This is a genomic window from Psychrobacter fozii (assembly GCF_003217155.1).
Classification (GTDB): domain Bacteria; phylum Pseudomonadota; class Gammaproteobacteria; order Pseudomonadales; family Moraxellaceae; genus Psychrobacter; species Psychrobacter fozii.
Genome location: NZ_QJSU01000008.1, coordinates 17,909 through 36,684 on the forward strand (window position 1 = coordinate 17,909; position 18,776 = coordinate 36,684).

Below are 18,776 nucleotides of genomic sequence, written 5' to 3' on the forward strand. Positions count from 1 at the left end.
ATATAAGAATCATCTTCATGAAGGACAGCCTTTGTATGCGACTCACACATAAATTACTGGCCGTTAATCTATGAATACCCTCAAAAATCGAGCTACTAGTAGCCATAGTATAGCCACTGATGTGTTTGCTAATACTGATGTCAGTATGGATGTTAATAAGCATAACAATGCCGCGTCTGACGTGAAGGTTTATAACCTGCGGTCATTGCTACTCACTTTTTCCATTCTTGTGATTAGCGCTGTTTGCCTACCTGTTAATGCAGCAATTAATGACAATGAGCAGGCTGCAAGCGAACAAGGCGCAAGTGAGCAAGATAGCGCCCAGTCATCAAGTACACCTGACAATTTCGCTGAATATGCTTCTCAAAAAGTCAATGATATGAGAGAGGATAGTGTTGGTCTCTCTGGTGTAGTAGAAGAAATATTTGATCCTACTGAGCGTAGCGCCGTCGAGCAGGCAGGTAGATTGCAAGGGGACTCAGCACTGACAGGAGAGTATAATGAGAGCTACTACATACTCGATAAGCTAAATGCCGGATTACCGCCATTATCTGAGCCACCCAATTTAGAAACGCCGCTTGCAGCTTTAGAGTTTTTTCAATCAGCAGTAATGAAGCAACAGTACGACTTGGCCGCTTATGCGCTAAACATGAACTTGATTGATGAGAAAAGCCAGCGTGGCCGTGCGCTTGATCTAACAAAGCGATTGGACTTTTTGTTATCTGAAAAAGAGCTGTACGTGTTCGACGACATGCCAGATCGTCCCGACGGTCTGATTGAGCCACCACTTGGTAATACTAGCAGTGTCATGGGCATTGCTAGACGGTCTCTTCAGCTTGGATACATTGATTATCGAGAGCGCCGTGTTCCTATCTATTTGCAGCGAGTACGAGTAGGTGAGGAAGCGCCTATTTGGGTGTTTTCTGCGCAGACCGTTGGCAATATTGATAATCTCTATGAGCAATATCATCCCGCTGAGTTTGAACGTTATTTACCCACTTGGTTAAAAATAAAGATATTCGGGATTGCGCTATGGGAGTTTTCAGCGCTCATACTGTTTTTCTTATTAACCATGGGTGTGGGCTGGCTACTCAGTAAAGGCACTGAAAAAATCATCAATCATTATATCGATGATGAAAAGTACAGCATGTATGTTGGTAGCACCAATGGCGTAGCAGATTTGGTTAATAAACTGACGGTACCTTTGACCTTTACGATCAGTTTTTCACTCGTTTTCACCTTAGTTTCTGGCGGTTTTCCTTACTTAGATGCAGTTGCCTCATCCACTCGTCCCCTTATTTGGATTGGACTGGTATTCAGTACCATGTGGTTAGGTATTCGTATCATTAACTTCTTTGCCAACCGTTATCAAAACATGCAGATTGAGAATTTGGCTGAAGAGCATTTCGATAAGGAACGTCGCCGCCGTACTTATGTCTCGATATTCCGCCGTGTCTTTATCTTTGTTATGATTTTGGGGAGCTTTTGGATAGGACTTAGTGAGTTTGCCAATATGGAAGGCCTTGGTAAGACTTTATTGACTTCAGCAGGCATCGCAGGTGTGGTCATTGGTATCGCCGCCCAGCCAATATTGGGTAACATTATCGCAGGGGTACAAGTGGCAGTAACTCAGCCAGTACGGATTGGCGATAGTGTGATAATGGATGGCAATTTTAGCACCGTGGAAGACTTGCGTTACACTTATGCGGTACTAAAAACATGGGATGAGCGTCGATTAATCGTGCCAATGCGTGAATTAATCACTGATAGAGTGGAGAACTGGTCACATACAGAAGTACATCAGACCTGTCCTGTGTTTTTGTATATTGATTATGGTGCAGATATTGATGCTATTCGTCAACAGTTCATCTCGATGGTCAAAGATAACAAGCTTTGGGATAACAAAACGGAGCCTGAAATATTCGTCGTAGAAGTGACAGAAAATACCATTCAACTGCGCGGTGCTGTTTCAGGGGTAGGTCCCATAGAAGCATGGACGTTAGCCTGTGAGATACGTGAGCAGATGCTTGGTTACTTGTATAAGCAGCAAAATAAGTATCTACCGACAGAGCGTTTTACTTTAACAGAAAGCCAATCTAGTCAATCCTCTATAAAAGAGTGACCACGTTAACCTCGCTTGAAGTATCACATATACATCTGCACTCGATTGCCGTGATTCTCTTTTAAACTAAATCAACTATAGCTACCAAAGAGAGCTGTAAGCCGTAAAAGAAAGTTATTGATATCAAAATAGAGCTACTAGCCATACAAAGCGTGATCGTCATCAACACAGACTTACTTGTGTAAAACAAACTGACAAATATAGCATGCGATTTGTCTCATTATTTGTTATAATATGGCGTTATTTTTAAGGGATAAATAAGTGGTTAAGCGTGAGACTGCACTATATTTGTGCAAACTTATGATCCGTCAATCACTTGCAGTTTTCGAGCGTTTTGTTTCGCTGGTTTATTGCTAAAATCCCACCCATCAAAATAACCACCACTAGGGGTCTGTATGTTGCGAATTGTCGATGAAGCCTTAACCTTTGATGACGTTTTATTGTTGCCAGCCTATTCTGAAGTCTTGCCAAAAACTGCCGATCTTTCTACCCGTTTGACCAAAAACATTACGCTAAATCTACCGCTAATCTCTGCGGCTATGGATACGGTCACTGAGTCTGAAATGGCCATCACTATGGCACAGCTTGGTGGCATGGGTATCTTGCACAAGAGCATGGATATCGCCAAGCAAGCCACACAAGTACGCCGCGTCAAAAAGTTTGAAGCGGGTACAGTCGTTGATCCTATCACTGTGCATCCAGAGATGACCATCGGTGAATTACTACGCTTGACTCAAGACAATAATATCTCAGGTGTACCTGTCGTAGAGAAAGGTACGGATAAAGTTGTTGGTATTGTCACGCATCGTGACTGGCGTTTTGAAACAAATCTGTCACTGCCAGTTAGCCAAATCATGACACCAAAAGGTCAGCTAGTCACGGTACATGAAGGTGAGAGCAACGAAAATATCAAACGTTTGCTACATGAACACCGTATCGAAAAAGTGATCGTTATTGATGATGATTTCCGCCTAAAAGGTCTTATCACCGTTAATGATTTTGCAAAAGCTGAAAACAATCCAAATGCTTGTAAAGATGAGCAAGGCCGTCTTCGTGTTGGCGCTGCTGTTGGTACTGGTGCAGATACTCAAGCGCGTGTTGAAGCATTGGTTGCAGCAGACGTCGATATTATCGTTGTTGATACCGCACATGGTCACTCAAAAGGCGTGATTGATAAAGTTGCTTGGATCAAAAAGCACTATCCAAATGTACAAGTCATCGGTGGCAATATTGCAACAGGCGATGCAGCACTTGCGTTACGTGACGCAGGCGCCGATGCCGTGAAAGTAGGTATTGGCCCTGGTTCTATCTGTACCACGCGTATCATTGCAGGTATTGGTGTGCCACAAATCTCAGCGATTGATAACGTCGCTAGTGCATTAAAAGACAGCATTCCATTGATTGCTGATGGTGGTATTCGCTATTCAGGTGATATGGCCAAAGCCATCGCCGCTGGTGCCTCGTGTATCATGGTAGGCTCGTTGATGGCTGGTACAGAAGAAGCGCCAGGTGAAGTTGAACTGTTCCAAGGTCGCTACTACAAAGCCTACCGCGGTATGGGTAGTCTTGGGGCGATGTCAGGGTCAAATGGCTCATCAGACCGTTACTTCCAAGATGCTAAAGATGGTGTGGAAAAACTGGTACCAGAAGGTATCGAAGGCCGTGTTCCTTATAAAGGTCCAGTCGCTGGTATCGTTAATCAGTTGGTTGGCGGTTTGCGCTCATCAATGGGTTACACGGGCTCTGCAACTATCGAAGATATGCGTACCAATCCACAGTTCATTAAAGTGACGTCGGCAGGTATGAAAGAATCGCACGTTCATGATGTTCAAATCACTAAAGAAGCACCAAACTATCGAGTAAGTTAGAAGGTTTTTGACAGTTTTGTGTTACGTTAGCGAAAGCTGGTTTGCAGAGCTGCCTTGACTTTGAGATTGAAACAGCCAACAATACCTTGTTATTGTTGGCTGTTTTTTTTGTAAAATACATAAACAGATTATTATAATAGTATTATCGCCTGCGTATACGTTGGGCCTTTAATTTTTAGACTTGGAGAGCATATATAATGAGCTACTTTGGCACCGATGGTATCCGTGGAAAGTTTGGTGAGTTGCCGATTACGCCTGATTTTATTTTGAAGTTAGGCTATGTCACTGGTCAGGTATTGATAGAGAACAATGACAATCCTGCGCGTAGACCTAGTGTGGTCATCGGTAAAGATACTCGTCTTTCAGGCTACGTTATCGAAGGGGCGTTGCAAGCAGGATTTAACGCCGCTGGTGTCGATGTTCATATGCTTGGCCCATTACCAACGCCTGCCATTGCTCATTTAACTCGTAGTTTTAACGCTGATGCGGGCGTAGTGATTTCTGCATCACACAATCCTTATTATGATAACGGTATCAAACTGTTTTCAGGGGATGGCAAAAAGCTGACTGATGAGATGCAAAATGCTATTAACGATAAGCTAAAAATTATTATGAGTATCGGTGGCAATGTTAGTGATAATAACAATGATTTGGTCATGCCTATTCTTGATCCAGCACAGTTGGGTAAAAATAATCGAATCAACGATGCCAAAGGTCGCTATATCGAATTCTGTAAAGGCAGCTTTCCTTATCAGTATGATTTGAGCCATCTGACAGTTGTCGTAGATTGTGCCAATGGTGCAGGCTACAGTGTGGCACCAAGAGTTATGCGTGAATTGGGCGCTAACGTGATTGCCATCAACAATACACCAGACGGACTCAACATCAATGCTGATTGTGGTTCTACTCATCCTGAGGGCTTACAAAAAGCAGTAGTTGAGCACGAGGCAGATGTTGGTATCGCATTAGACGGTGATGGTGATCGTATTGTGATGGTCGATGAGGCTGGTAATCTGGTCGACGGTGATGGCATCTTATATGTGCTTGCTACCCAAGGTCAGTCCAAGGCTAAAGGCGTGGTTGGTACACTCATGAGTAACATGGGCTTAGAGCTAGCACTAAAAGCAGATGGCATTGCATTTACGCGTGCCAAAGTAGGCGATCGCTACGTGATGCATGAGCTTGAAGCGAATGGTTGGATATTGGGTGGTGAGCCATCTGGCCACATTTTATGCTTAGATAAGAGCCGTACTGGCGATGCTATCATTGCAGGCTTACAAGTACTGGCTGTGATGCAAGCACGTGGGCGCGCGCTCAGTGATCTCGTCGAGGGGTTTGAAGTGTTGCCACAAAAACTGGTCAACGTGCGTCTGTCGCAAATGCAAGATCCGTTTGAGCATGAGGAGTTGGTTACCGCTTTTGAGAAAGCGCAGGCTACTTTAGAAGGTAGAGGCCGTCTACTGATTCGTCAGTCAGGAACTGAGCCTATGATTCGAGTGATGGTCGAATCAGATGATGAAATAGAATGTGATGTGCTCGCAAATGACTTGGCTGATCATATCAAAGCCGTATTGGGCTAAGATCAGTTCATATAATAAGGCAACAATATTAAAATAAGGAATGACCATGAGTATGGATTTTACCGATCAACGTCTGTCATATGAAAAGGGCGCGCTTGATCAACAGTCAGTACCTACATCACCATTTGAGTTGTTAAATACTTGGATGAATGAAGCGATAGAGCAGAAAGTGCAAGAGCCGTATGCGATGAGTTTGGCTACTTGCGGTGCTGATAATAAACCTAGTGTACGTATCGTGCTCATGCGTGAAATTACAGATACTGGTATTGTCTTTTATACCAATTACGAAAGTGCTAAGGGACAAGATATTGCCGAGAATCCTAATGCTGAGGTGCTGTTTTTTTGGCATGAGCTTGAGCGTCAAATCCGTATCAGTGGCAGCATTGCTAAGATAGATGCTCAAAAATCTGCAGCATATTTCCAAAAGCGTCCACACGATAGTCAGGTGGGTGCATGGGTTAGCCAGCCACAGAGTGGTGAAGTTGCTGATCGTGCCGTTATGGAGCAAACGTTTGAGCAGCTACAAGCAGATTATCCAGAAGACACTCAAGTGCCAACGCCAGTCTTTTGGGGTGGCTATGAGATTACGGTCAATGAGATTGAGTTTTGGCAAGGTCGCGCCAATCGTATGCATGACCGCATTGTATATACTCAAGAAAATGGCGATAGTTGGAATACCAAACGCTTATTACCATAAGTAATTTGACGATAATAAAAAGCCCCGCTAGCAGTTGTTATAAACAATTTGCTAGCGGGGCTTTTTCGCACTTATAGTAAGTGTCGAATAGTAAATGCGGGAATTTATTTTGCTTCAGTATCCACGTCGACAGAAACTGACATACCAGGTCGCAGTTTGGCCAGTTCCGGTTGGTTTTCATCTAAATCGATACGTACCGGAATCCGCTGAGCAATTTTAATATAGTTGCCAGTAGTCGGGTTTGCTGCTGATGAACTAAACTCACTGCCCGTTGCTGGCGAGATATTATTGATACGTCCATAAAACTTAGCACCACCCAGTGCATCCACATGGATGGTCGCAGGTTCGTCTATTGTCATATTCGCGATTTGTGTTTCTTTGAAGTTGGCAATAATCCACACGCCCTTCGGTACGATATACATGAGCTGTGTACCAGCACTAACGTATTGTCCTGATTTTACACTGACTTGGCTTAACTGACCTGACTCGGGAGCTGTGATAATAGTATTGTCCAAATTGATTTTGGCTTGCTTGGCACCGGCCTCAGCATTTTGGATATTGGCATCAAGTGATGAACGGCTACCGCTGGTTTTTTTGCTAGCTTGCTGTGCAGCTTGTAGATTGGCTTCAGCCTGTTGTACGCCTGCCTGCGCTTGGGCAAGTTCTGCTTTGGTATGTGCCACCTCCGCTTTTGACACTGCACCAATCGCATCCAGTCCTTGATAGCGTTTGACATCTTCGCGTGCACTATCAACACTGACTTTTGCACTGTATAAATCGGCTTCACGCGCTTCTATCTGAGCTTGGCTAGACTGGGTGTCTTGCGCATTACTGGATCGATTGGTTAACGCCACTTCGATATTGGCCTGCGCTTGTTCAAGCTGCTGCTGAAAAGTGCGATCGTCTATTTTTACCAGTAAGTCACCAGCTTTCACATTAGCAAAATCCTCTACGGCGACATCGGTCACGTAGCCAGATACTTGTGAGCTGATAATGGTTGTTTGACCTTTTACAAAGGCATTGTTGGTTTGCTGCACCGTTGGGGTAAAGGGTGGCAGTTTCCAAGCATAAAGAATCAGAAATACACCAATTATGATGAGGATAATAAAAAGCCCTATATTAAAGAACGTTTTTTTCTTAGGGTTCCATCCTGAAGCGGAAGGAATAGGTTCGGTTGGTGGCATGGGTGTTTCATTATCAGCGTCACTCTCCATTACCTTTTCTGCAACTTGGGTCTCATTGTCTTCAGCACTTGCTATCTCAACGGTATTAGAAGACAAGTCATTAGAAGATAGGTTGTTAGAAGACAGGATGTCGGCTGGCGTCTGAGTTTTTTGGTCAGGGTCATTGGATTTTTCTTGGCTCATGACGCGCTCCTAAAGGGTTAGATCAATATAATAGATAATTTGATATGGGTACAAAAACGTGTTGTTTATATTTTAGCGATGTTAAAAATATCTTATTTTGGTTCACGCATTTTGGCGATAACGGCCAGCTCTTTAGCCAATGGGTTACGTTTATGATAACGATAGTAGAAATAATTGAGCAGTAAAATAACGGTAGCACCAGTCGATAGAAGAGCCATGATGAAAAACAAATCACCATAAGCAGACACAGTGGCTTGGCGCTGAATACCTTGCAGTACTTGCAACACAGCAGCCGTATTGGTTTGAGTGGCATCCGTCATTTGTGTAGATATAGTACTGCGTGCAGCAGCTATCTGTCCGACTAGCTCAGGATCACCAAAATTGAGTGAGCTGACCATATCTGCATAATAAACCTGCGTACGAACCGTGGTAAATGCTTGAATAGCGGCTGCACCCGCCAATCCGCCTACCGTTTGTGAAATGCCAAAAATAACGGAAAAACTAATAATATAGGCAGGGCCGCTGGCAATAGCACGCAAAAACCCTTCAAAAACCAAAGGCCCCATGAAATACACGGCGGCAAATGCAATCAAAAACTGGCTGATATAAAACATATAAGGTGCTGAATTAATAGACACGCTAGTGTCCATCCAAGAACCTAAGGCAATCAACGCCACCGCAAAAATAACGGGTCGGCGTAAATCTATCGGATTGGTACTAAAAATACTAATGACCAAGGCCAATACACTGGCGGCTAATATGACAGCATAAAAAGTAATCAGCTGATCGCCACCATAGCCTAAGTTGGCAAGTAATCCTGCCGCACCGACATTTTGCTCAGATAGCAAAATTCGCATGATAGCGCCGGTAATCATAAAGGCAATAATATTGCGGCTACGCATCCAGCGCACTTGTAGCATTGGATTTTTGCGATGGGTTTCAATCCATAGCGCGATGCTAATCCCGACGATAGCAATTATGAGTGGATAGATAAGCCAAGGTGTCGTCCACCATAAAATCCTACCTTGTACTAAAACGACAGACAATGCAGCCAGACCACTTGCAAAAAATCCAAAGCTTAAAAAATCCAGTTTTTCAAATACTTTCTCTGTATTACCTGGTGGTAGCTCTAATATATTAATCAATCCAAAACAAATCAGTGCCAAACCAAATTGAAATAGAAATAAGCTTTCAAGCTGACCATCGATGGTGAGGTAGGGCGAGATGATTCGTGACAATGGAATACCAAACTGCACCAAGCCAAACCCCAAAATTAGACCGCTAGTACGCTTGACGGTTGGCATGCCTTGTAAACAATAGAACAATCCTAAGATGGTCATACCGCTGGCCACCATACCGCTTAAACCACGCGCTATAATCTCTAAATAATACGGGTCAAGCCACATACCATCAGCAGCCGTCATCAAGCCACTGCTTACAAACCATTGCATGCTGGTTGCTAGTAGCAAAAAAAACAGGGTAATTTTACTGAATAATGCCATGCCAAATTGCTGACGAATCTTATATAACAATACGGTGATACAAGCATTGGTCATATTGTAGGCAACCGATATCCATCCGCCTTCCATAGGCGTTAGGCTAAGGTCACCTTGAATTTGAGTCAGGTTCGCGACCAGCAAACCATTTTGAAAACTGGCAGTCACCCCAATAATAATACCAATAATCAGGTAAAAAACCTTGCGGCGTGCAGGATGATCAGGATTGGCTGGAGAGCCCACCATCATTGGCTGTTCGTGGGGCTTGAATTGATACTCAGTACTCATGGATGAATGACTGTCTTTGAGGGTGGACGGTTGATTGTATAGGCTGCTTAGATTAACAAAGCCTGTCAACGGTATAGTCGTACAATAGAATATGTTTTATAGGTATAGTCATTCCACTACCAAAGTATGACAGCGTTAACCTCGCTTGAAGTATCACATATACATCTATACTCGGTTGCCTTGTACTACTTTTAAATTGAATCGACTATAGTAACAAACAACAAAAATAGCCCAAGATAGACTTGAGCTATTTTATCATGTTTTTTATAAAACATTTACTATGGCGTGCGTTTAGGCTTGTTTTGATTCGTCATATTCAGCTTCAAGGCGCATGGCACGCTGATAGCTATCAAGGCTCGCCAACTGCTCTGCATATTGCTTAATATGCGGATAATCGTCTAGTTTCTGACGTTGAGCAAGAATAATTAAATCGAACGATAGCATAAAGTCTGCACCACTGAGTTGGTCACCCACGATGAACGACTTACCCTCGACCGACGTATCTAGATACTTAAACAATCTGGTCTTTTCTATCTCGATATAACCGTTCAAAAACTCGTTATCCTCGATGCCTGCTTTTTTGGTAAACAATTCAAGCATAAGTGGCAACATGAGCGAGCTTTCAGCAAAGTCGATCCACTGCAAGTAATGACCATAGTCAGTACTGTCGGGTGCAGGACGCAAGCGATCTGGCGCAAAGCGTTCGATCAATAGCTCAGTAATGGCACCGGACTCTGAGTATGTCTGACCATCCATTTCGATGACCGGTGACTTACCAAGAGGGTGTACCGCTTTTAAGCTATCAGGCGCCAAATGCGTCTTAGCATCACGTTGATGACTCACGATCTCATAAGGTTCGCCTAATTCTTCTAGGAGCCATAAAATACGCAATGAACGTGATTGGTTAAGATGATGCAAACGAATCATAGTATTAACCTTTAAGCTTAGCGAGTAAGCGTTTAGCGGCTTCTTCTGAAGAGGCTGGGTTTTGACCGGTGATTAATAGACCATCTTCTACCACAAATGATTCCCAATCAGCTGCTTTCTCATAATGTCCGCCATTGGCGATCATTGCATCTTCTACTAAGAATGGCACGACATCGGTAAGACCAACAGCGTCTTCTTCTGAGTTGGTAAAACCAGTCACTTTTTTGCCTTTAACCAAGTATTCGCCATCAATTTTCACGTTTTTGAGCGCTGCTGGAGAGTGACAAACAAACGCAACAGGTTTGTCTTGTTTAACAAATGTCTCAATAAGATTGATAGAGTTTTCATCTACTGCCAAATCCCATAATGGGCCGTGACCACCAGGATAGAATACTGAATCAAAGTCTTCTGCTTTCATGTCAGCGAGCTTTTTAGTAGTAGCAAGATGCTCTTGAGCATCAGTATCATCTTTGAAACGCAATGTGTCTTTGGTTTGCGTGTCTTCATTGTCACTACTAGGATCGAGTGGTGGCTGACCGCCAGCAGGAGAGGCTAGCGTGACATTCACACCTGCATCAATAAATGCATAGTAAGGTGCTGCGAATTCTTCTAGCCAAAAACCTGTTTTTTTACCAGTGTCACCTAGACGGTCATGTGACGTTAGTACCATTAAAATATTCATAGTTATCCTTATTTATTATTCATTAGTGTTAAAAATTAGTGTGGATAGAGAAAAAATTCTGTTATCAGATAAGTAGCAACCATCTTAAAATTGTAATAGCAAATGATGACTGCTAACAGTATCTATGTTTGAGACTTAATAGTCAGTTGTTAAAGTCAGTATTTATGTTGTTAAGTAGTTATAGCGATTATGATTCACCATAAACTATTTAACGTCAGCAACCTTAACGACTGTTTTACCAAAGTTCTTGCCTTCTAGCATATCAAAGAACGCTTGCGGTGCTTGTGCTAAGCCATCTGCTTGATGCTCTTTGGTTTTGATATCGCCTGACTCAACCCATTGACCCATGGTTTTTAAGAATTCAGGGTAGTGGTCGCCATACTCTTCAAAGATAATGAAACCTTTAACCGTCAGACGGTTGGCCAATACTTGACCCATTAGCATACCTAAACGGTCTTTGCCGTCAGGTAAGTCAGTGGCGTTGTATTGTGATACTAGACCACATACTGGGATACGGGCATGCGCGTTCAATAGAGGTAATACTGCATCGAACACTTTACCGCCAACGTTTTCGTAATAGATATCGATACCATCTGGACATGCATTGCTTAGTTGTTCGGCGAAGTCTTCGGCATGATGATCGATACAAGCATCAAAACCCAATTCATTGACGGCATAAGCACATTTCTCAGCACCACCTGCTACGCCAACTGCGCGTACACCAAGTTTTTTACCCACTTGTCCGACTGTTGCACCGACAGGACCAGTTGCTGCGGCTACTACTAAAGTTTCGCCTTCTTGTGGTTTACCGATATCAGTTAGGCCCATGTAGCCAGTAAAACCAGGCATACCAAGTACACCAAGACCATAAGAAGGATGTGGCATATCTTTATCTAGTTTTAGGACACCCTCGCCATCGCTGACGCTATAGTCCTGCCAGCCAGAATTTGATACAACCAAGTCACCTTCAGCAAAGCCATCGACATTAGATTCGACCACTTGTGCCACTGTACCGCCCGTCATGACGTCACCAATTTGTAGTGGATCGGTGTAGCTCTTTGCATCACTCATGCGGCCACGCATGTAAGGGTCAAGTGATAGGTAAACGGTACGTAGGAGCATTTGCTTGTCGTTAGGGGTAGGGGTATCGCTAGTAGCAAGCTCAAAGTTGTCGCTGGTTGGTGTGCCATGAGGACGACTTGCCAGTTTGATTTGACGATTTTGTTGTTGGTTTTGAGTATTATCAAAGCTCATATTATTATCCTTTTTAATTATTGATTTTAAATGTCTATCTTTATACTCTTTGCACCTTTCGATGAAAGGTTTTTCTTGTACAAAATTCTTTGTTTAAAGATTTTTATCTTTGATGTGATGTCTAATCTGATATTGAATCTGATGTTGAATGTAGTAACTACCCATTGCTGAGTAGCTACTATAAATAGCATAACTATATGTATTTCTTATTACGGCGATGTTACTTATTAAGACGCTTTGCTAGTAACGGCACGTTGTAGGATACGACGTGATACTTCTAAGTCGTTTGTGCCGTGCTCACCAAGTTTGACCATACCATGCACTTCAAGCTGCTTGATGATTGGATCAATCGCTGCTTCAGTCAAATCGGCATCTTCTAGGCTAACAGGCAAGCCCAAGTCGCGGAAGAAGTTTTCAGTGTAAACAATCGCGGTCTCAATGATGGCGTCGTCGTCTTGATCAGTATCAGTGATATTCCATACGTTACGTGCATACTGGAGCAATTTTTCTTTTTTGCTTTCTTTTAGCTCACGCATCACTGATGGCAATAAGATAGTTAAGGTACGTGCATGATCGATCGCGTGTAGCGATGTCAGCTCATGACCAACCATATGAGTTGTCCAGTCTTGTGGTACACCAGTACCGATCAGACCATTCAATGCCATTGTCGCCGTCCACATAATGTTTTTACGGGTTTCTAGGTTCTCTGGATCTTGCTTAACAACCAAGCCTTCATCGATAAGGATTTTGAGCAGGCTTTCAGCAAAAGCGTCTTGGACTTTAGCATTCACAGGATAGGTTAGATACTGTTCTATCACATGAACGAATGCATCAGCCACACCATTCATTACTTGACGTTCAGGCAATGTAAGTGTTTTGATTGGGTCTAGAATTGAGAATTTAGGGAAGGCAAGTGCATTACCAAACGGTAGTTTTGCTTGACGTTCACTATAGTTAATAACGCCGCCCGAGTTCATCTCAGAACCAGTTGCTGGAATGGTTAGTACCGCACCCAAATCAACCGCAGAATCGATGTCTCTACAATAGCTAGTCAATGCATCCCACGCTTGTTCACGTGACACAGTGCCATCTTCTTCAGTCAGTGACGATACCAATGCAACAAATTTGCTGCCATCAATCACTGAACCACCGCCAACAGCTAGTAAGAAGTCGATGTTGTGCTCATTTACCATGTCGGCTGCTTTTAGCAACGTGGTAAATTCTGGATTGGCTTCAATACCACCGAATTCAAATACGGTACGATTACCGTTTGCTGCCAAGGCGTTTTTTACTTCGTCCAATGTACCATTACGTTGCGCTGAGCCACCACCATAGGTGATAAGGACGCGGGCATCAGTAGGGACTAGATCTGATAATTGCTCGATTTGACCTTCACCGAAAACGATACGTACTGGGTTGTAATATTGGAAGTTGTTCATAATATTCCTAAACTTTGTTAAATATTGATTGGGTGTGCGAGCTGCAAATTTATTTATTGGCGAGTTCATTTATTACATTTGCGTGCATTGTACATCAATTAGACCAGTCGTCTAGTGTTTTTTACAAAAGTCTCTCATAACTTGATTATTAAGTAGGGGTTTAAGAGTTATGAGGATTGTGTATTAGAACGTGAATCGTTCTTAGACCCTTGATAGCTTGAGGCAGTCAAGAAACCAGTCAAAAGACTAGAATGACAAGAGACTAAGAGTGATTCATTGCTGGCGATTATCATTGGTGTGCTTTTTAAGACACCAATGATTTATCTAACGTAGAGTTTTAATGCAGTAATAACCATTTAAGAATGGAGAATACGCGTCTAGAGCATTAGCGTCCGAGTTGTGACGTCGTCATCTGCCAAACTTCTGCGAGTGGGGTATTGGTTTGGCTGATTTTGGCAATTAAACTGGCACCCAACCAAGCAAAGTACCAGCGTTTTGCGATGCTCTCAGCAGCGATGTTATCAGGCTGTGGTACAGAGCCATCTATCCAACCAGCTTTGATTTGATCACCAAGCCAGTTGACGGTTTGTTGGTAGCCTGCATTTAGCGCGATGCGCATAGGCTCTGACATATCCGCTACTTCAGCACTGAGCTTAACCACCAAGCATTTTTCATGATCGCAGCCGTTTTGCTGAGTGTCGTACCAGTTTTGAAAATAGTTATATAGCTTTTGCTGTGCACTAACATTCTGCGCACCGATGATGTCTAGGCGTGTCTTATATAGGCTGAAGTAATGATGAATAATCGCTTCACCAAACGCTTCTTTGGACGCAAAGTAATGGTAAAAAGAGCCTTTAGGTACACCTGCTGTGTCTAGTATTTGCTTAAGACCAACGGCAGTAAAGCCTTTTTTGGCGATGAGTTGATAGCCAGTTTCGAGCAAGTGAGCTCTAGTATCTGATGTAGCAATAGGTATGGGTGGTGCATTTGTAATAGTAGACATAGAGGTGATGTTCTCCTTGGAACTTCATAGTAATAGAGTGATTAATATTCATTTAAGCGTCATATTGAGGACGTATTCTAATAGTATTTATTTATATGCGTTACGTTTCATCAACAATATTTACGGGTAAAGTAGTCTTGTTTTATTAATAGCTATGGTAGCATTAGACCAGTCGTCTATCAAGGTACGTTTTAGGCTCGCTAGTCATTAGGACGTTTATTAGTCAAATCGTTAGACTGATATATCGCTTAACAATGAGTTTAGAGGCACTTCTTGCAAGAGACTGTTTACAAGAAGCTGTTTATAAGCGATTTTTTATAAATAAGCTTTTATAAGTAAGTTTCTCATTCAATATTTCGATAATAATTTTAAAACTATCTTTAAAACCAAATTTTAAACATAACTAAGTAAAAATAAGGATCATTATGTCAGCGAATAATACCAACACCAGTGCTTACAGTGACTTTCATTTGCAATATATCGCAGGTGAATGGCAAAAAGGTAAAGACGATAGCGTCAATACCAATACAAACCCATACAACGGCGACGAGCTTGTAAAAATTCAACAAGCGACGGAAGAGCAGCTCAATGAAGCCTATGAAGCTGCTAGTCAGGCGCAGCAAGAGTGGGCCAAGCAAACACCAGCGGCACGTGCTGCTGTACTGTACAACGCTGTTAACATATTAGACCAGCGTCAAGAAGAAATTGTTAATTGGCTAATCAAAGAGTCGGGCAGCACCCGTATCAAAGCCATGGTCGAGTTTGGTGCAACGCGGGCGATTACCCTTGAAGCTGCGACTTTCCCTAACCGTGTGCATGGTGAGATTCGTCCATCTAATACCCCTGATAAAGAAAACTTCATTTACCGTGAGCCAATTGGTGTTGTTGCAGTCATCAGCCCGTGGAACTTCCCATTGCATTTGACCCAGCGCTCTATTGCGCCTGCATTAGCACTTGGTAATGCAGTGGTGCTCAAACCTGCTAGCGACACGCCTGTGACAGGTGGTTTGCTACTGGCAAAAGTATTTGAAGAAGCAGGTCTGCCAAAAGGTCTGCTCAACGTAGTCGTCGGTTCAGGTAGCGAGATAGGTGATGCGATTGTTGAACACAAAACGCCAAGCCTAGTATCATTCACTGGGTCAACCTCAGTCGGTAAGCACATCGGCGAGCTGGCCAATGGCGGCGATTATATCAAAAAAGTTGCCCTTGAATTGGGTGGTAATAGCCCATTTGTCGTACTAAAAGATGCTGATATCGATCAAGCAGTAAAAGCAGCTGCCTTTGGTAAGTTTCTGCACCAAGGTCAGATCTGTATTGCGATTAACCGCATTATTGTCGAAGACGCACTATATGATGACTTCGTGACGCGTTTCCTTGAGCATGTCAAAACCTTGCAAGTCGGCGACCCTGACAAAATGGAAACAGCAGTCGGTCCAATCATTAACGAAAAACAAGTCAAGTCACTAAAAGATAAAATCGCCAAAGCGCAAGAAGAAGGCGCAAAAATGATCTTAAGTGGTGAGATAGACGGTCAAGTAGTGCCACCACATATCTTCACCGACGTCACGCGTGAGATGGATTTGTCACGTAACGAAGTATTTGGCCCGTTGGTTGGTATCATTCGTGCCAAAGATGAAGACGATGCGTTGTCTATTGCTAATGATTCTATGTATGGCCTATCGAGTGCGGTATTTACGCAAGATTTAGCTAAAGGCATGCGTTTCGCTCGCGGTATCAAAGCAGGTATGACGCATATCAACGATATCTCAGTGAATGATGACAGTAATGCGCCGTTCGGTGGTGAGAAAAACTCAGGTATCGGTCGTTTCAATGGCGAGTGGGTACTAGAAGAGTTCACCAGATTGCATTGGATATCTGTACAGCATCAGCCACGCGAATATCCATTCTAAAAGCTTAACTTTTAAATGTTGTAAACTGATATTTGAACCATAAAAAAACCGCTTATATAGCGGTCTTTTTTATGGGTGTACTGTCTAAAAATTAGCAGGTATTAATGTTTATGTTATTGAGACACCACGCGTTTCTTTAAATTTTCTGTTTATGATGAAAACCAAGTAGGGCCTCAATCTCTTCAATCGTGATGCGTCTGACAAGTGCTTGCTCTTCTACAGATAGGCGATTGGTATGCTCTTTTATCATGGTATGTATGCTGCGAGAGATTTCGGATGTCGTGGCGTAATACATCTGTGGTTGATCTTTCGTTAGTCTCATCAAAAACTTGTTGATGAGCTTACGTTTTTCTTCTGGTGCGTTTTCTTCAGTCATATTATTCTCCTAGGAATAAATCATGTAGGCAGTCAGGCTTATGGTTAGAATAACGCAGATAAGTATCGTCAATCTACAGTGATATTGATACGTTAATATAGCTGGCGCGGTCAACGATATAGCGGACTTATATGAATTTGACTATAACAAACATTTAAGTGAGATATTTAACATACCTTGTACCGTATATCATATTCTAAAATATTATAGTTCAGACTGAGCTAATAAGTGTATGAGTACAATTAGGGAGTCGTAAACATGTTAAATCCGCAATTAGATAGTTTAACAAAGATGCCAATAGATAAAGAAGCGGTGTTGGTACTATTTTATAATGATTTGCGTATAGATGATAATGCAACATTGGCAAAAGCAGCAATGCTGGCCCAAGAAAACCATAGGCAGTTGTTACTTGTTTATGCGGATGCTTTAGCAGATGGCATCGGTCAGGCACACAAAGATCAAGCTTACGACTTCGATCGAATAGGCGATGCTCGTCAGCAGTTCTTATCTGAGAGTCTGTTTGATTTGAATGAATCGCTACAACGTCTTGGCAATAGATTATTGCATCTAACGCCGCATACATCATCGGCTCCATTGGATACCTTTACGCAGCTGTGTCAGCTTATCGAGCAGCAACAGGTCACTGATATCTGTGTCAGTCAAACGGCAGATTATAACCAAAACCAAGCTTATGGTTTCTTGCAACGTAAGTACCCACAGGTACGCTGGCATGAGCAAGTAACCAATACGTTGTTTGCGTCTTTACCGATGGAAGAATTGCCTAAAAGTTTCACGCAGTTTCGTAAACAAGTCGAATCAGATCATGATTTACTAAATGCCGAAACAGACGTAGTTATTAGTCCAGCGCCAAAATCTCTGCCACCCATGCCAGACAATTTGATAAATGGTACAGCAGATAACCATTCGTTATTCTTCAACGAACATCATCTTGATGTGCAACTGCCCTCTGAGTTTAAAGGTGGAGAGACTAATGCTATCAGCCATTTGAACAATTATTTCAATTCTGATGCGCCTAGTACGTATAAAACCACGCGCAATGCTTTGGATGACTGGACACACTCTACTAAATTTTCAGCGTGGCTCGCAAATGGCACACTCTCGGTCAAGGTGCTGTTGAACCGCTTGCGTCATTATGAGCGTGAAGTGGTGGCCAATGAGTCTACTTACTGGATATGGTTTGAGCTACTGTGGCGTGAGTATTTTTATTGGTATGCCATGACCCATCAGCAAAAGCTGTTTTGGTTCAAAGGCATTGCTGAACAATCACCAACGACAGAGTTTGATAAAGAGCGTCTGGAGCAGTGGAAAGAGGGTACTACGCCATATCCTATCATCAATGCCTGCATGAATCAGCTAAAGCAAACGGGCTATATGTCCAATCGTGGCAGACAAATAGTTGCCAGCTGTTTCATCCATGAGTTGGGTTTGGACTGGCGTTATGGGGCGACTCATTTCGAGCAGTACCTTATCGATTATGATGTCGCTAGCAATTGGGGTAATTGGCAGTATCTGGCGGGAGTGGGTGCTGATCCAAGAGGCTGCCGACAGTTTAATTTGGCCAAACAAACCCAGCAATATGATCCGAGTGGTAGCTTTATTCATAAATGGCAAGGTGATAATACTGATGATTATGTACTGAGCTCACCTTAAATTCACTGATGAATTTGAGTCATTTTGTCATAGCCTTTCTCGCTCAGTATATCCTAAGTATTCCAAAAATAAGAAGCGACCATATGGGTGGCTTTT

14 protein-coding genes are annotated in these 18,776 nt (G+C 42.8%); 6 read left to right on the forward strand and 8 right to left on the reverse strand.

Features of this window, described 5'->3' with window-relative positions; genetic code table 11:
• The first annotated feature begins 70 nt into the window (after positions 1-70).
• The 4 genes from DFP82_RS10720 (at position 71) to pdxH (ending at position 6,267) form a co-directional block, all read left to right on the forward strand.
• Entirely contained in the window at positions 71-2,122 is a 2,052-nt protein-coding gene (locus tag DFP82_RS10720; RefSeq protein ID WP_245905706.1) for a mechanosensitive ion channel family protein, read from the forward strand.
• Between the two features lie 395 nt (positions 2,123-2,517).
• Positions 2,518-3,990 carry an IMP dehydrogenase gene (guaB, locus tag DFP82_RS10725; protein ID WP_110923730.1) on the forward strand — a complete coding sequence of 491 codons (1,473 nt, stop codon included), beginning with the start codon at positions 2,518-2,520 and terminating at the stop codon, positions 3,988-3,990.
• Between the two features lie 197 nt (positions 3,991-4,187).
• On the forward strand, positions 4,188-5,570 hold the full coding sequence (gene glmM / locus DFP82_RS10730; protein WP_110923731.1) for a phosphoglucosamine mutase: 1,383 nt from the start codon (positions 4,188-4,190) through the stop codon (positions 5,568-5,570).
• 52 nt (positions 5,571-5,622) lie between these two features.
• Positions 5,623-6,267 (forward strand): pyridoxamine 5'-phosphate oxidase, encoded by a 645-nt coding sequence (gene pdxH / locus DFP82_RS10735; protein ID WP_181416308.1) that lies wholly within the window; start codon positions 5,623-5,625, stop codon positions 6,265-6,267.
• Positions 6,268-6,371: 104 nt separating this feature from the next.
• Here pdxH and DFP82_RS10740 read toward each other — a convergent pair whose 3' ends face one another.
• The 7 genes from DFP82_RS10740 to DFP82_RS10770 all read right to left on the reverse strand — a co-directional run bounded on the left by DFP82_RS10740 (position 6,372) and on the right by DFP82_RS10770 (position 14,723).
• Positions 6,372-7,634 (reverse strand): HlyD family secretion protein, encoded by a 1,263-nt coding sequence (locus DFP82_RS10740; RefSeq protein WP_110923733.1) that lies wholly within the window; start codon positions 7,632-7,634, stop codon positions 6,372-6,374.
• Between the two features lie 92 nt (positions 7,635-7,726).
• The gene (locus DFP82_RS10745; protein WP_110923734.1) at positions 7,727-9,418 is read right to left on the reverse strand and encodes an MFS transporter; all 1,692 of its coding nucleotides are present in this window, start codon (positions 9,416-9,418) and stop codon (positions 7,727-7,729) included.
• Positions 9,419-9,709: 291 nt separating this feature from the next.
• Positions 9,710-10,345 (reverse strand): glutathione S-transferase family protein, encoded by a 636-nt coding sequence (locus DFP82_RS10750; RefSeq protein ID WP_110923735.1) that lies wholly within the window; start codon positions 10,343-10,345, stop codon positions 9,710-9,712.
• A gap of 4 nt (positions 10,346-10,349) precedes the next feature.
• The gene (locus DFP82_RS10755) at positions 10,350-11,027 is read right to left on the reverse strand and encodes a type 1 glutamine amidotransferase domain-containing protein (RefSeq protein ID WP_110923736.1); all 678 of its coding nucleotides are present in this window, start codon (positions 11,025-11,027) and stop codon (positions 10,350-10,352) included.
• Between the two features lie 204 nt (positions 11,028-11,231).
• A complete protein-coding gene (locus DFP82_RS10760) occupies positions 11,232-12,281 on the reverse strand; it encodes an NADP-dependent oxidoreductase (protein WP_110923737.1) in 1,050 nt (349 codons plus the stop codon).
• 227 nt (positions 12,282-12,508) lie between these two features.
• Positions 12,509-13,720, reverse strand: a complete 1,212-nt coding sequence (locus DFP82_RS10765; protein WP_110923738.1) for an iron-containing alcohol dehydrogenase — start codon at positions 13,718-13,720, stop codon at positions 12,509-12,511.
• Positions 13,721-14,105: 385 nt separating this feature from the next.
• Positions 14,106-14,723 (reverse strand): TetR/AcrR family transcriptional regulator, encoded by a 618-nt coding sequence (locus tag DFP82_RS10770; RefSeq protein WP_110923739.1) that lies wholly within the window; start codon positions 14,721-14,723, stop codon positions 14,106-14,108.
• A gap of 425 nt (positions 14,724-15,148) precedes the next feature.
• Here DFP82_RS10770 and DFP82_RS10775 point away from each other — a divergent pair, with 425 nt between their 5' ends.
• Positions 15,149-16,633, forward strand: coding sequence for an aldehyde dehydrogenase family protein (locus tag DFP82_RS10775; protein WP_181416301.1), 1,485 nt, complete (start codon positions 15,149-15,151; stop codon positions 16,631-16,633).
• Positions 16,634-16,769: 136 nt separating this feature from the next.
• Here the strand turns inward: DFP82_RS10775 and DFP82_RS10780 are convergent, their stop codons facing one another.
• Positions 16,770-17,009, reverse strand: coding sequence for a hypothetical protein (locus DFP82_RS10780; protein ID WP_110923741.1), 240 nt, complete (start codon positions 17,007-17,009; stop codon positions 16,770-16,772).
• Positions 17,010-17,267: 258 nt separating this feature from the next.
• Between DFP82_RS10780 and DFP82_RS10785 the strand changes: the two genes are divergently transcribed.
• A complete protein-coding gene (locus DFP82_RS10785; protein WP_220034742.1) occupies positions 17,268-18,680 on the forward strand; it encodes a DASH family cryptochrome in 1,413 nt (470 codons plus the stop codon).
• The last annotated feature ends 96 nt before the right edge of the window (positions 18,681-18,776 follow it).